The organism is Sporocytophaga myxococcoides (assembly GCF_000775915.1).
Lineage (GTDB): Bacteria > Bacteroidota > Bacteroidia > Cytophagales > Cytophagaceae > Sporocytophaga > Sporocytophaga myxococcoides_A.
In genome coordinates this window covers 88773-102981 of the sequence record NZ_BBLT01000012.1, presented here as the reverse complement: position 1 = coordinate 102981, position 14209 = coordinate 88773, and the positions used below count along the sequence as shown (strand labels likewise).

The 14209-nt window shown below is 37.1% G+C and carries 13 protein-coding genes; 8 read left to right on the top strand and 5 right to left on the bottom strand.

Features of this window, described 5'->3' with window-relative positions:
* Positions 1 to 3: 3 nt before the first annotated feature.
* Complete coding sequence (gene ribD, locus MYP_RS22130; RefSeq protein WP_231570082.1) at positions 4 to 1008, bottom strand: bifunctional diaminohydroxyphosphoribosylaminopyrimidine deaminase/5-amino-6-(5-phosphoribosylamino)uracil reductase RibD; 1005 nt, start codon at positions 1006 to 1008, stop codon at positions 4 to 6.
* 698 nt (positions 1009 to 1706) lie between these two features.
* Here ribD and MYP_RS22125 point away from each other — a divergent pair.
* Complete coding sequence (locus MYP_RS22125) at positions 1707 to 3347, top strand: ABC-F family ATP-binding cassette domain-containing protein (protein ID WP_045468577.1); 1641 nt, start codon at positions 1707 to 1709, stop codon at positions 3345 to 3347.
* A 179-nt stretch (positions 3348 to 3526) separates the two neighbouring features.
* Positions 3527 to 4552 carry a phenylalanine--tRNA ligase subunit alpha gene (locus tag MYP_RS22120; protein ID WP_045468574.1) on the top strand — a complete coding sequence of 342 codons (1026 nt, stop codon included), beginning with the start codon at positions 3527 to 3529 and terminating at the stop codon, positions 4550 to 4552.
* A 221-nt stretch (positions 4553 to 4773) separates the two neighbouring features.
* Here MYP_RS22120 and MYP_RS22115 read toward each other — a convergent pair whose 3' ends face one another.
* Positions 4774 to 5103: a DMT family transporter gene (locus MYP_RS22115; protein WP_045468571.1), complete on the bottom strand. Its 330-nt coding sequence runs from the start codon at positions 5101 to 5103 to the stop codon at positions 4774 to 4776.
* Positions 5104 to 5662: 559 nt separating this feature from the next.
* Between MYP_RS22115 and MYP_RS22110 the strand changes: the two genes are divergently transcribed.
* Positions 5663 to 6133 carry a hypothetical protein gene (locus MYP_RS22110; protein ID WP_052430435.1) on the top strand — a complete coding sequence of 157 codons (471 nt, stop codon included), beginning with the start codon at positions 5663 to 5665 and terminating at the stop codon, positions 6131 to 6133.
* 75 nt (positions 6134 to 6208) lie between these two features.
* On the opposite strand, the gene MYP_RS22105 is transcribed toward MYP_RS22110, so the two are convergent.
* Complete coding sequence (locus MYP_RS22105; protein ID WP_045468569.1) at positions 6209 to 6949, bottom strand: ZIP family metal transporter; 741 nt, start codon at positions 6947 to 6949, stop codon at positions 6209 to 6211.
* Between the two features lie 3 nt (positions 6950 to 6952).
* Positions 6953 to 7699: an SAM-dependent methyltransferase gene (locus tag MYP_RS22100; RefSeq protein ID WP_045468567.1), complete on the bottom strand. Its 747-nt coding sequence runs from the start codon at positions 7697 to 7699 to the stop codon at positions 6953 to 6955.
* Positions 7700 to 7938: 239 nt separating this feature from the next.
* On the opposite strand from MYP_RS22100, the gene ruvB reads away from it, so the two are divergent.
* Together ruvB and queG are read left to right on the top strand one after the other, a co-directional pair.
* Positions 7939 to 8976 carry a Holliday junction branch migration DNA helicase RuvB gene (gene ruvB, locus MYP_RS22095; RefSeq protein ID WP_045468563.1) on the top strand — a complete coding sequence of 346 codons (1038 nt, stop codon included), beginning with the start codon at positions 7939 to 7941 and terminating at the stop codon, positions 8974 to 8976.
* A gap of 4 nt (positions 8977 to 8980) precedes the next feature.
* Entirely contained in the window at positions 8981 to 9895 is a 915-nt protein-coding gene (gene queG, locus MYP_RS22090; RefSeq protein WP_045468786.1) for a tRNA epoxyqueuosine(34) reductase QueG, read from the top strand.
* Positions 9896 to 9937: 42 nt separating this feature from the next.
* Here queG and MYP_RS26470 read toward each other — a convergent pair whose 3' ends face one another.
* Positions 9938 to 10114, bottom strand: a complete 177-nt coding sequence (locus MYP_RS26470; protein WP_197060162.1) for a hypothetical protein — start codon at positions 10112 to 10114, stop codon at positions 9938 to 9940.
* Between the two features lie 213 nt (positions 10115 to 10327).
* On the opposite strand from MYP_RS26470, the gene MYP_RS22085 reads away from it, so the two are divergent.
* Genes MYP_RS22085 through MYP_RS22075 form a run of 3 tightly spaced genes read left to right on the top strand, consistent with a single transcriptional unit; the run spans position 10328 to position 14082 of the window.
* Positions 10328 to 11710, top strand: a complete 1383-nt coding sequence (locus MYP_RS22085) for a BatD family protein (protein WP_045468560.1) — start codon at positions 10328 to 10330, stop codon at positions 11708 to 11710.
* On the top strand, positions 11707 to 12783 hold the full coding sequence (aroC, locus tag MYP_RS22080) for a chorismate synthase (protein WP_045468553.1): 1077 nt from the start codon (positions 11707 to 11709) through the stop codon (positions 12781 to 12783). The genes MYP_RS22085 and aroC overlap by 4 nt, the downstream gene beginning before the upstream one ends.
* Positions 12784 to 14082 carry a dicarboxylate/amino acid:cation symporter gene (locus MYP_RS22075; protein ID WP_045468549.1) on the top strand — a complete coding sequence of 433 codons (1299 nt, stop codon included), beginning with the start codon at positions 12784 to 12786 and terminating at the stop codon, positions 14080 to 14082. It abuts the gene before it with no gap.
* Positions 14083 to 14209: the final 127 nt, after the last annotated feature.

Genomic DNA, 14209 nt, shown 5'->3' with positions numbered 1-14209 from the left:
AATTTATCTTTTATAATAAACCCAAAGTTCATCTTCCTCAATCTTAATTATATCTTCAGGTTTGCCTCTCATACCCGGAGCAGGTATACCATTTTCAAACGAATGTGGAGACTTAAATATTCTAATTTCATCATAAAGTCCCTCTGAAATGAACAGATTTAAAAGAACAGAACCTCCTTCAATAATAATCGATTGAATTTTACGTCTATGCAGATCGTCAAGCAAAGCTCGTATAAAATTCTCTTCAGGAAGTTTTATGTAGGTGACATTGTTGCTTTCTTCATCTTTAAAAAGATTATAACAGAAAGTTTTTTGAGAGCCATCGAATAAGTTAAGATTGGAAGGCAATTCAAGATTTCGGTCAATAGAAACTCTTACCGGATTTTTGCCGGGCCAGTTGCGGGTATTTAGTTGAGGATTGTCATACAATGCCGTATTTTTCCCAACCGCAATAGCGTCCTCCTCTGTTCTCCATTTGTGTACCAACTTCCTTGAAATCTTTCCGCTTATCCATTTGGATGAATAATCGTTGCGCGCGACGAAGCCATCAGAAGTTTCTGCCCATTTCAGGATTATATAAGGTCTTTTTTTCTGAATAAATGTAAAAAAACGAGCATTCAGCTTGTCTCCATATGCACTTAATATACCAGTTGCCACTTCCATCCCATGATCCCTCAGTAATTGAATTCCTTTACCTGCAACTAGTGGGTTAGGATCCGTATTGGCAATAATGACTTTCCTGAAAGGATATTTAATTAGCAATTCCGCACAAGGAGGTGTTTTCCCATAGTGTGCACACGGCTCAAGTGTCACGTAAATATCAGCTCCGTCAAGCATGTTTTTGTCAGAAACAGATGAGATGGCATTTACTTCAGCATGTGGTCCTCCATATTCCATATGCCAGCCTTCTCCAATCACGACTTCGTCTTTTACAATTACACATCCAACCATCGGATTGGGGCTAACCTTTCCACGACCATTTGCTGCAAGGTCGAAAGCACGTCGCATAAATATCTCTTCCATTTTCTAGTTCAGGCTTTCCGTTCTACAAGTTAATCTATGATTCTGAAAATGGCAATATTCAGAATAGTGCTTTTGTTGCTGAAAGAAGCAATAGATATAATTGAACTTCTCCTGGTTTCCATTGTAACATAATAGAATATAACTCTAGGTTAATTATAGGAATTCTGATAATTTCATTATATTATTAATAATAATTGTCCAAAAGCTGAAATTTTTGAAGATTATCTACTAAAAAATAAATTCTGGAAATGACCAGTAATTTTGTTTTTAGGGATCCTTGCTGAGTCTGAGTATTAATATAAAGACAAGAGTATTGGAGAGATTCAGCTTCTATAATTATAATAATTTTAAAAAACGCCTCCCCCGATTCCTCTTTTAATTTCTCAATCATAATTTATTACTTCTGGTCCTGATATTTTTCAGGATCAGAAGCTTACCTTTTATTTTAAATACCTGTTAAAGCTGATTTTAGAATTTAATTTGTGCAAAAGTCTAAAAATGTCTGATCTCGGAAATATTTTTTTAAAATCTTATTTTTCAGGCTAAATACATTCAGATAAATCAAATCAGTAGGAATATTCCGATATAAAATCTTCACGGTAGACTAAATTCGGAATTTTTCATTCCCGGGTATCGTTGAAAAATACGTATCTTTACACCCTTAATTTTATTATAAAATCTCCATGATTTCAGTTGACGGACTTACAGTAGCTTTTGGCGGCAGAACACTTTTCAGCGATGTTACTTTCAATATCAATGATAATGACAGAATAGCCCTTATGGGAAAAAACGGTGCAGGAAAATCTACCATGTTAAAAATTATTGCCGGTGTAGATAAACCGACAAAAGGAAAAATAACTGCACCCAACGGAGCTGTTATTGCTTACCTGCCACAGCACCTGCTACTGGATGACGATAGCACTGTTTTTGAAGAAACTTCCAAGGCATTTGCTTCTATCCTCAATATGAAAAAGGAAATTGATGCTCTGAATAAGGAACTTGAAACAAGGACAGATTACGAATCTGAAGAATACTATAAAATTATTGAACGCGTCTCTGAAGTCAGTGAGCAGTATTATTCCATAGAAGAAATTAATTTCGACGCTGAAGTAGAAAAGACTTTGCTGGGTTTGGGATTCGTGAGAGAGAATTTTACAAGACCTACCAGCGAGTTCAGCGGCGGGTGGCGGATGCGTATTGAACTTGCTAAAATCCTTTTACAGTCTCCGGACCTTATATTGCTCGATGAGCCTACCAACCATCTGGATATAGAATCTATTCAATGGCTGGAAGATTTTCTGGTAAACAGCGCAAAGGCAGTGATGGTCATTTCTCACGACAGAGCCTTTGTCGATAATATTACCAATCGTACCATTGAAGTGACAATGGGCCGTATTTATGACTACAAAACAAATTATTCTCACTATCTGCAATTAAGAGAAGAGCGTCGTCAGCATCAGCAGAAGGCGTTTGACGAACAGCAACGTTTTATTGCGGACACGACCGAGTTTATCGATCGCTTTAAAGGCACTTATTCAAAAACACTTCAGGTTCAGTCACGCGTAAAAATGCTTGAAAAGCTGGAACCAATTGAGGTGGATGAGGTGGATACTTCATCTTTAAATCTTAAGTTCCCTCCAGCCCCACGTTCAGGTAACTATCCTGTAATTGCCAATGAAATGGGTAAAACTTATGGTGATCATGTTGTATTTAAAGATGCATCCTTCACTATTGAAAGAGGCGAGAAGATTGCTTTTGTAGGAAAGAATGGTGAAGGTAAGTCTACTATGATAAAAGCTATCATGGGGGAAATTGATTTTGACGGAAAGCTTGAAGTGGGCCACAATGCAATGATAGGTTACTTCGCCCAGAATCAGGCATCCTTACTTGACGAAGAGCTGACGGTATTCCAGACGATCGATAATATAGCTGTTGGTGATATCAGAACAAAAATCAGAGATATTTTGGGAGCCTTCATGTTTGGTGGTGATGCTTCTGCTAAGAAAGTTAAGGTATTGTCGGGAGGAGAAAAGACAAGGCTTGCAATGATTAAATTACTCTTAGAGCCTGTAAATCTCCTGATCCTCGATGAGCCTACCAACCACCTGGATATGAAAACCAAGGATATCCTTAAAGAGGCGCTTCTTGCATTTGATGGTACTATCATACTTGTTTCTCACGACAGAGATTTCCTTAGCGGCCTTGCTACAAAGGTTTTTGAGTTCGGAAATAAAAGAGTGAAAGAGCATTTCGAAGATATTAACGGGTTCTTGAGAAATAAGAAAATGGAAAATCTTCGTGAGATAGAGCGTAAGGTGAAGTAACTTTGAGCTTAAAGACTAAATTATAAAGTTGAAAAGACTAGTCATTAATTTTCAACCCCAACAAAAGAAATTGATAATATAAGAAAGCAAAAGAATAAAGTTTAATGTATAAGGTTTAAGGTTGGAAAGGCCGATAACTTTCAACTTATAACTTTCAACTTTTAACTTAACAAGATAGTATGTTAGACAAGATAAAAGGTGTTTCGGAAGAAATAGAGCAATTTCAGATAGATACTAAAGATAGTCTTGAGAAATTCAGACTAACGTTTATTAGCAAAAAAGGTAAGGTTACGGAATTGTTTGACCTACTGAAGCAGGTGCCTAATGAAGAAAAGAGAGCGGTAGGAGCTGAGCTGAATGTTTTGAAAAATGCAGCTCAGGCCAAGCTTTTACACTTTACAGAGGTGTTTGAACAGGCAGCTTCTCAAAATGCTTCTTCAGGAAAGGATCTTACACTCCCTGGAATACCTGATCTGAATGGTACGCGTCACCCTCTTTCTATGGTGCGTGAAGAAATTACCCAGATATTCGAACGTATGGGCTTCAATCTTTCCGAAGGTCCTGAGATTGAAGATGACTGGCATAACTTTACTGCCCTGAACTTTCCTCTTAACCATCCAGCCAGAGAAATGCAGGATACTTTTTTCATTGAGAAAAATCCTGACATTGCTTTAAGAACACATACTTCATCTGTGCAGGTAAGAGTGATGGAAAGTCAGAAGCCTCCTATCAGGACTTTATCTCCGGGAAGAGTATATAGAAATGAAGCAATCTCTGCGAGAGCGCATTGTGTATTTCATCAGGTAGAAGGTTTGTATATAGATGAAAATGTAAGCTTTGCAGATTTGAAGCAAACCCTTTATCACTTTGTGAAAGAGATGTTCGGGAAAGATACCAAACTTAGGTTCAGGCCTTCATTCTTTCCTTTCACGGAGCCTAGCGCGGAAATTGACATCAGTTGTCTGATTTGTAAAGGAGAGGGCTGCAATATCTGCAAGCATTCCGGTTGGGTGGAAATTGGTGGCTCTGGAATGGTAGATCCCAATGTACTTGAGAATGCAAAAATAGATTCAAAGAAATATTCAGGTTATGCTTTCGGTATGGGTATTGAAAGAATTACCATGCTTAAGTACCAGATCAAAGACCTTCGTTTGTTCACAGAGAACGACGTGAGATTCCTGAAGCAGTTTACTTTTTTAGGCTAAATAGTTAAGCTGAAAGTAGTTTAATGATTTAATTAATACTTAAAATATTAGGGATAATAAAAAAGCAGCTTTTGACAGCTGCTTTTTTATTGTTGTGCTTTCATTTTTTTAAGACTAATTAGAATTAGTCATTGAAAAATCCGGTTAATCACTATATTAATCTTGGTTAAGATCTATTGATAGATTGATTATCAAAGGTGTTTTTTAATGCTTATCTCGATTTAAGCTTGAGAAGAGGATTGTGATAAATTCAGTATTAGTACTCCAATAAGAATAAGTGCAATAGCTATAACTCTGCTCAGAGAAATACTTTCATTAAAAACAAGCATCCCCACTGCTGTAAGTAATGCAGTGCCAACGCCTGACCACACAGCATAAGCAGTTCCAAGCTCAATTTTTTTAATGGACAGGTTAAAGAAATAATAACTAATGATATAAAAAGCTATCATTAAGATAGTAGGTATGATCTTCGAAAAACTATTCGAAAATCGGATCATCACTGTGCCTACAACTTCTGTCACGATTGCGAGAGAAAGGTATATCCAGTTCATAACAATATATATTTAGAGGTGAAAGCTGCCTCAAAAGCTATTGTCGGATGAATAAGTGAAAGAGGATGGAATTTGAATCAAGTTTCACTTTCTCATCAGGCAATAGAATTCCTTTGAGACAAGCTCATAATTGATTTTATTATCATTGATTTGTATCGGGAGTTTTGAAAAGAAGGAAAATGCAATTTCCTTGTCCCGTTTAATTAGGGGACTTTAGGTATCTAGTTGTTCTCTGAAAAATTTAAGGAATTGCATATAGTACTTAAACCGTATTTTGCTACTGAGGGTTCCATTTACATGATGGGAATGTAAGGTGTTGGTATTTAGTGTTTAAGAACTGGAGGTGAAGTGTCGTTTTGTTAAATCTATTGTAATCTGACAGATCTTCAGGGGATTAAATTTAAGGCTGAATAAGTTTCAGAATAAAAAAAACTTTCTCTTTAGGTTTATGTGCCTGGTTTTCATTGTTTATGAGATTTGTTTTTCGAAAAACGAATTATTGTTTTTGAATCTACCTCTATTTTTTTTCGTATTAATCTCCCAAACAAAATAAAAGACTATGATTCAGTTCAGACAATTGTATTTCAGCTTAGTTCTGTCATTGTTTACATTGGCTTCAGTTATTGCTAATCCTGCAGTTGATAAAGTGAAGGTCAAAAACTACCTGTTGAAGACGAATCGCACAATTGGTTTTGCACACATGGTTGTAAAAAAGACAAAAGTATTTAATGGAAATCTAAGTAAGTCCGTTAATCATGAAAGACTTGCTAAAAAATACTATAATGAAAATCAACTGGAGAAGGCGTTGTATCACTCTTACAGAGCACGCGTTTTAGCAAATGAAGTAATAGCAGAGAACAAAGCAAAGGCTCCAATGGATGCTAGCTTTACTGCGGAAGAGCAACAAATGACAAGCGGAAAACCATCGGATCGGCAATTGGATGATGATTTGGCAAAAGAAGTACCGGCAAGTGTAAATGGAAAAGACGAGGATCTGATGAACGGAAACCTTGATATCGATATTCAGTAAGAAAGCAACCGCAAGAGCAAGAAAATATATCTTTAGAAATATGATTAGTTCTCTTGCTCTTGTTCAACGTCTTGCTTACAAAAGGTATTCTGCAATTATTGCTGAAACTGCACCAAGCACAGAAACAAGAAGTCTGTTCGCTTTAAACTTGTGATTAGGGCTTGTCTCAAAGAAGATCGTGGTAGATATATAAAGAAAGTTACCTGCGATTACCCCAAATAAAAAGATAAACCAGTTCAGTTCGAAGAATTCATGATCAAAGGCCCAATGACTGAGTAATAATCCCATCGGAGAGGCCAATGCAAAAAGCACTAATAATAATACTGCAATAACCTTGTTTCTCATAGAGAATACAAGCACTGACATAAGCGCAAAAGCTTCCGGAATTTTATGTAATAGCAATCCGTACAACAAGGTATGTGATTCTCCATGGCTATGGCCGTGCGAAGGATGAGCAACAAGGGTTCCTTCCAGAAAGGCATGAATACAAATTGAGATTAAAAGTGAGTATGGAATTTGAGAATGTCCAAGCTCATGATCATGGATATGAATATGCCCATGCTCTACCCCTGAAGAAAAGTATTCAAGTACCATTTGGAAAAAGAAGCCTGTAAGCACTGCAATTCCCGCAAAGCGTATATCTCCTGATTCCAGGAAGAGCTCAGGAAGGATATGCATCACAGTAATGCTGAACAGATAAGCACCACTAAAAGACAATACAACCTTAAATCTTTGGAGATTTAGATTTGGAATGAAAAACACAGCTAAGCCTGCCAGCAAAGCCGAACTAAATAGGAGCAGTAGTGATATTACCATTCTTTAATTATAATTTTCTTTCTCCAGAATAAAGATCATGCGGTCACTTTCTGACTCAAATGGCTGAAGTTCGTAGTTTCCATATAAATTCAGAATTTTGAGGCCCGCAAATTTAAAATAGTTTTCGAATTCTTCTCGCTTTACACCTTTTACTCTTTCCTGAAAATGTAATTCGGATGAACCGTCCTTTATCTTGATATCTTTTATAATCCAGCCTTCATATACCATTCTGCTTATATTAAATTGAATACCATCAATGATAGCCTCATTTTTTTGCTGAAGATTGCGGATTACTTTTTCTGTATTGAAAAAATCGAGTACCATACGCCCCTTTGGACGAAGAGCTGTAGATGCTGCTTTTATTGCCTGGATATTATCATTTTCTTCGTCAAAATATCCGAAACTGGTAAAAAGGTTGAAGATATAGTCGAAGTGATTTTCCGCAAATACATTCCTCATATCATGTACAAAAAAATGCAGCGTTTCATCTTCTGATTTTGATGCAAAGGCAATGTTTTCTTCCGATAAATCGATACCTGTTACATTCAATCCCTTTTTATGCATGTAAAATGCATGTCTCCCTCTTCCACAGCCAAGGTCCAACGCTGTCTGACCTTCAACAAACTTAAGTGTTTCCTGAAGATTATCAATAAAGTTTTCTGCCTCTTCGAAATCTCTGTGCTTATATAATATATGGTAGTAAGGAGAGTTAAACCATTCACTAAACCACTCTTTTTTTGCTAGTGCCATAAAATTGAATCTGCAAATTTACATTAAAATTCAGTAGTGATCCCTAGCTTTTTTACCTGGTTGAAAAATAATGACATCTGCTTAAGGTCAAGGTTTTAGATTTTAAGAAACTTTAAGTAGCTTGATAGTCAGAGTGTCATGTATTGCTAAGATTATTCGCAAAATATATCTATAGCTGATGCTGGACAGTTAAAATATCGTAAATTAGAAGAAAATTGTGTTAAAGTATTCTTTTTGAAATGCGCGAAGACTATTTAAAAGGTGATAACCAAAATTTTAATTCGGGAGAAAGGGAATTTGAAAAAGCCTTGCGTCCGCTAAGCTTTGAGGATTTTACAGGTCAGGATAAAATAGTTGAAAATCTTCGAATATTTGTCGAAGCTGCAAAGCAAAGGGAAGAGGCATTGGATCACGTATTGCTTCATGGCCCTCCGGGCTTAGGTAAAACCACTCTTTCAAATATTATAGCAAATGAATTAGGTTCAGGGATTAAAATAACTTCCGGACCGGTCCTCGAAAAGCCTGGTGACCTTGCAGGGCTTTTAACCAATCTGGAAGCCAATGATGTCCTCTTTATTGATGAAATACATCGTCTGAATCCGGTAGTGGAAGAATATCTTTATTCTGCCATGGAGGATTACAGAATAGACATTATGCTTGATTCCGGGCCGAATGCGCGTACAGTTCAAATCGGATTAAATCCTTTTACACTTATCGGAGCAACTACAAGAGCCGGCCTCCTGACATCTCCTTTAAGAGCCAGATTTGGTATCAATGCACGTCTGGAGTACTATGATGCAAAATTGCTTACAAGCATTGTAGAGCGTTCTGCAGGCATTATCAATACTCCTATCGATGAAGTCGCTGCTTATGAAATAGCAAGAAGAAGTCGTGGAACGCCTCGTATATCTAATAATCTATTAAGAAGAACTCGTGATTTTGCCCAGATAAAAGGCAAGGGGAGAATTACCATTGAAATCGCCCGGATGGCTCTTACTGCCCTGAATGTTGATCAGAATGGACTGGATGAAATGGATAACAGGATTTTAATGACCATCATAGAAAAATTTAAAGGTGGCCCTGTTGGTATTTCTACTATCGCTACAGCATGCGGGGAGGAGGCAGAAACCATTGAAGAAGTGTACGAACCTTTCCTGATCCAGGAAGGCTACATTAAAAGAACTTCCAGGGGCCGGGAAGCTACAGAACTGGCTTATAAACATTTGAAAATAAAGCCAAACAACCGTACAGGAACGCTGTTTGATCTGGATTTCTAAGCTTATGTTTTCATCAAAATCCAAACATACCCTGCTCATTAAGAATAAAGCAAAAGAACTGGGCTTTGATTACTGTGGCATATCTAGAGCTGATTTTTTGGAAGAGGAAGCTCCAAGACTGGAAAACTGGCTAAAAAATAATTATCATGGGGAAATGAAGTGGATGGAAAACCACTTTGATAAGCGTCTTGATCCACGTAAACTGGTAGAAGGCTCAAAGTCTGTGATCTCATTCCTGTTAAATTATTTTCCTGAAGAGACCGTTGATCACCAGTTAAAAATTTCCAAGTATGCTTACGGAAGGGATTATCACACTGTAATAAAGGATAAACTTAAAGAATTAATGCTTCATATGAAGCAGGAAATCGGCGATTTTAATGGCAGGGCCTTCGTTGATTCTGCTCCTGTTATGGACAAAACCTGGGCCGAAAGGGGAGGTTTAGGCTGGAGGGGAAAAAACAGCAATCTCATTAACCCTAAATCCGGAAGTTTCTTTTTTATTGCAGAACTTATTACTGATCTGGATCTGGAGTATGATGGACCAATGAAAGATTATTGCGGTACCTGCACCAGATGTATAGATGCCTGCCCAACAGATGCTATTTCTCAAGCATATGTGGTTGATGGAAGTAAATGTATTTCCTATCTTACTATAGAACTGAAAAATAATATTCCTTCAGATTTTAAAGGAAAGATGGACAACTGGATTTTTGGCTGCGATGTTTGTCAGGACGTTTGTCCGTGGAACAGATTTTCTAAAGCTCATAATGAACCCCAGTTTTTACCTTCTGAAGAATTTAAGAGCCTTAAAGAATGGACAGAGCTTACGTCAGAATTATTTGATGAAATATTTAAAAAAACAGCTATAAAGCGAACAAAATTTGAGGGACTTCAAAGAAATATAAAATTTTTAGCCTGATTTCCAATAAGATTGATTGTTGAAAATCAGGCTTTAATTAGGTTAAACAAAGCATCTGTTAAGAATTTCGTGCTCTTTGGAAAAATTTTCGTAGCACCACTTCTTCAGATCAATTAACTCTTCTTTCATTAAATCTCTGATACTTTTTTTTAATTCTTTTTCAAAAAGTTGTTTGTCAAAACTTACTTTCTCTAGAATTAATTTTACGTATTCAAGCATTTGATTTAAATAGTTTTTGGTTGTTAGGTTTTTTTTAAGTTATTAATTTGAAACCAAATCTTACATTAGATTTGACTTACTTTACTAACCTTATTAACGCCTTTATGTTGTAAAATGTTTTAAGTTTTTTCACATTTCTCTAATTTTATCCCTTAGAGTTATGAATCAGAGAAATGTGCCAGGGTTGATATTCATCTGAAATGTGTTTTAAAAATGGTTGAAAAATTACTTTTATGTGTATGCTGCAGTCTTGTTTTTTTAACATGTAATCTTTCAGCCCAGGATTTAAAAATTAAATTCTCAGACCGTTCCATCCAGGAGGGAGAAATTTTTACCATTACGCTTACAGTTCCTACTAAAAAAGTAAAAGAAATCAGTCCATTTCCCGAAATTGAAGATTTTTCAAAAAAGAGAACAATTTTTCACAGGGAAAGAAAAGAAGATATTTTTATCGCCGAACAGGAATACTTACCTTCTAAGCCCGGAGTCTTTACGCTTCCTTCTTTTACAATTTCGGTTAACGGTCAGACTTATCGCTTTAATGGTACTAAAATTACAGTAGCTCCTGGTAAAAAATCTCTTGAGCAGATCTCAGAAGATAAAGCTGGGAAAAAAGAAGAGTTCTCTCCTTCTGAGTTGGATGCAATGTTTCTGGTGGAGAGCAACCAAAAATCGGTTTTCGTCAATGAAGGTTTTGTGCTGTCAGCAAGTTTTCTAGTAGCAAAAGATAACCCTTCCGAATACAATTTTGTCGATCTGAACAAGCAGGTAACTTATATCATCCAGGATTTGAAGCCTGCCGACTGTTGGATTGAAGAAATCACATCTCCCGGCGAACTCAAAAAGGATACTGTAAAATTCCATAATAAAGTCTATAACAGGTATCGCTTATACAAGGTCTGCCTTTTTCCACTGGGTGCCGGGACTATAAACATTCCTTCAACCGGTTTTAAGATTTTGACCTACGCTACTTTAAGGACTAAAAATGAAATTGAAAGAAAAGATGAATTCAAAATGTTTAAGTCCGGAGGAATTGCAATCCAGGTATTACCATTGCCCGAGCATCCATTAATGGATTCTGTAGCTGTCGGCACAGCCGAACTGCAGACAAATATCTGGAAGAAAGTGCTGGAAGTGAATGAGCCGCTTAAAGTTTCTTTGAAGCTTACAGGAATGTTTAATCCTGCCCTGGCTGAAATGAATGTAAAAGAATCTCGTGATTTTGAAATTTATCCTGAAAAAGAAGATCTGAAAAAAGATGAGAGGGGGAGTGATATTCAATTTACCAAAGTTTTTAATTATGAATTTCTTCCCAAGAATTCCGGAAATATTAAGCTTGCAGATTGTTTCTCCCTTATTTATTTCAATACTTCAAGCAAAACTTATGATACACTCACTCCAAAATTTATGATTTATGTAAAAGGAGAAAGAAAAAGTGAGTATATTTCAAGTCACGAAGACGGCTTTTACCAGCTCATCGATAAGTCAAGCAACAGACTCAGACAAGGAGAAAGGGATGATCTTACAAAGGTTTTAACCAATATTATCATTCTGTTTATGCTGGTAACAACCATTATTTTAATTATCAAACGATGAGTAATAGTTACGGAAAGTTATTTAAAATCAGTACGTTCGGCGAGTCTCATGGCCGTGCAGTAGGTGTTGTCCTTGATGGATGTCCTGCAGGTCTTGATCTGGATCTGGAATTCATTCAAAATGAATTGGACAGAAGAAAGCCTGGGCAATCCAAAATCACCACACAAAGAAAAGAAGAAGATAAGATAGAAATCGTTTCCGGAATATTCGAAGGAAAATCTACCGGCACACCTATCGCAATGCTGGTCTGGAATGCCGATGCAAGAAGTAAGGACTATTCACATATTGCTGACAGGTACAGACCTTCTCATGCTGACTTTACTTATCAGGAAAAGTATGGGGTGCGTGATTACAGAGGTGGCGGTAGAAGTTCGGCAAGAGAAACTCTTGCAAGAGTTGCAGCCGGAGCAATAGCAAAATTATTCCTAGCAAAATATGGTATTAAAATCAATGCCTATGTTTCTCAGGTAGGTGGTCTTTCACTCCAGAAAAGTTATAAAGAATTAAACCTTGAGGAGACTGAAAATAACATTGTTCGTTGCCCTGATCCTGTAATGGCAGAGGAAATGATCAGTCTCATCGATAGTGTCCGGAAAGACTGTGATACAATAGGTGGTGTCGTATCATGCGTTGTTCAAGGCACTCCGGTAGGACTTGGAGAACCGGTTTTTGATAAATTACATGCGGAACTGGGGAAAGCTATGCTTGGAATCAATGCAGTAAAAGGGTTTGAATATGGGAGTGGTTTTGAAGGTGTGAAGATGCTGGGGTCTCAGCATAATGATGCCTTCTATGTTGAAGGAGATAGAATAAGAACCAAAACGAATTATTCAGGTGGGATTCAAGGCGGAATTTCCAACGGAGAGGATATTTATTTCAGGGTGGCATTCAAACCTGTAGCTACTTTAATGAAGGATCAGGAGAGTATCAACCAGGAAGGGGAAGCTGTAACCGTTTCAGGTAAGGGAAGACATGATCCTTGTGTAGTTCCAAGAGCTGTACCTATCGTAGAAGCGATGACCGCATTAGTGCTTGCTGATTCACTTTTAAGGAATAAAGTAATAAAACTATAAATGGACGAAAAGCCAAAGAAAAGCTTTCCTCTTTATTTGCAGATCCTTCTGGGAATGATTGCCGGAATACTCTGGGGAATTTATGCACCAGAGTTTCAAGAAGGAGCAAAGGTTACTGTAGATTATGTAAAGCCATTCGGAACTATCTTCCTTAGGCTGCTTCAAATGATTGCAATTCCTTTAATTCTCACATCATTAATTTCAGGAATTGCAAACTTAAAAGACTTCGCAAAAGTCGGAAGGATCGGAGGAAAAACGATCCTTTTATTTTTTTGTACTGCTATTATTGCCACTTTTCTAGGGGTTACAGTTGCCGGTTTTATCAAGCCAGGAAAAGTAATTTCTGAGGAAACCAGAAGTCAGATGATTTCTCAATACCAGGAAGTGACAGAGAAAAGTATTTCAGCATTTGAAAAGGTTCAGGAAAGTCCTCTTTCTCCACTAGTAGAAATGATTCCTCCAAACTTCTTTGGCGCTGCATCAGACAATACCCGTATGCTTCAGGTAGTATTTTTCGGTTTGCTTTTCGGAATAGCACTTACCAGAATCTCCTCGGATAAATCTGCTACAGTTGTAGATTTTCTTGAAGCAGTCAATGAGGCCCTTTTGAAAATGGTCATGATGATCATGGCTGTTGCACCTGTAGGCGTATTTGCATTGATGGCTTCTGTACTTGTGGAACTGGCAGGGAATGGCAGTCAGATGGTTCAGCTTTTATATTCGCTTCTTTGGTATGCTATTTCGGTATTAATCGGACTGGCAATTATTCTGTTTATCCTTTATCCTGCCATATTTACTTTTTTTTCCGATGTTAAATATGGTCAGTTTTTTAAAGGAATGAGACCAGCATTTTTACTTGCTTTCACCTCAAGTTCAAGCAATGCAACCCTTCCTGTTACTATGGAAAGGGTAGAGCATCATTTAAAGGTGCCTGCAGAAATTACTGGTTTTGTTTTGCCTTTCGGTACTACTGTAAATATGGATGGAACTGCTCTTTATCAAAGTATTGCAGCAGTTTTTATTGCACAAGCGTTTGGCCTGGAGCTTACTTTTTTTCAGCAGGTCACTATTGTCTTTACAGCTACACTGGCTGCTGTAGGGGCAGCAGGAATTCCCGGAGCCGGAATGATTACTTTAATTGCAGTTCTGAAAAGTACCGATATCCCAATAGAAGGTATAGCATTGATCCTAGCGCCTGACAGAATCCTTGATATGTGTCGCACTTTAATAAATGTTGCTGGCGATGCAATGGCTGCAGTAGTTGTTGCAGGATCCGAAAAATCAGAGGAAAATTCTTAATATAATTTCGTAAATTTGATTCGTTGTAACGAACATTTCTTATTTTGTATAGAATACAATTGCTAAGAAGTTTGTTTCATTGAAATGAATTAAGTTAAGTTTTAAATTGTTCTCCCATTTTATCAAT

Coding starts and splice junctions, on each gene's coding strand:
- ribD (WP_231570082.1), bottom strand. CDS start 1,008: ATGCGACGTGCTTTCGACCTTGCAGCAAATGGTCGTGGAAAGGTTAGC.
- MYP_RS22125 (WP_045468577.1), top strand. CDS start 1,707: ATGATTTCAGTTGACGGACTTACAGTAGCTTTTGGCGGCAGAACACTT.
- MYP_RS22120 (WP_045468574.1), top strand. CDS start 3,527: ATGTTAGACAAGATAAAAGGTGTTTCGGAAGAAATAGAGCAATTTCAG.
- MYP_RS22115 (WP_045468571.1), bottom strand. CDS start 5,103: ATGAACTGGATATACCTTTCTCTCGCAATCGTGACAGAAGTTGTAGGC.
- MYP_RS22110 (WP_052430435.1), top strand. CDS start 5,663: ATGATTCAGTTCAGACAATTGTATTTCAGCTTAGTTCTGTCATTGTTT.
- MYP_RS22105 (WP_045468569.1), bottom strand. CDS start 6,949: ATGGTAATATCACTACTGCTCCTATTTAGTTCGGCTTTGCTGGCAGGC.
- MYP_RS22100 (WP_045468567.1), bottom strand. CDS start 7,699: ATGGCACTAGCAAAAAAAGAGTGGTTTAGTGAATGGTTTAACTCTCCT.
- ruvB (WP_045468563.1), top strand. CDS start 7,939: ATGCGCGAAGACTATTTAAAAGGTGATAACCAAAATTTTAATTCGGGA.
- queG (WP_045468786.1), top strand. CDS start 8,981: ATGTTTTCATCAAAATCCAAACATACCCTGCTCATTAAGAATAAAGCA.
- MYP_RS26470 (WP_197060162.1), bottom strand. CDS start 10,114: ATGCTTGAATACGTAAAATTAATTCTAGAGAAAGTAAGTTTTGACAAA.
- MYP_RS22085 (WP_045468560.1), top strand. CDS start 10,328: ATGGTTGAAAAATTACTTTTATGTGTATGCTGCAGTCTTGTTTTTTTA.
- aroC (WP_045468553.1), top strand. CDS start 11,707: ATGAGTAATAGTTACGGAAAGTTATTTAAAATCAGTACGTTCGGCGAG.
- MYP_RS22075 (WP_045468549.1), top strand. CDS start 12,784: ATGGACGAAAAGCCAAAGAAAAGCTTTCCTCTTTATTTGCAGATCCTT.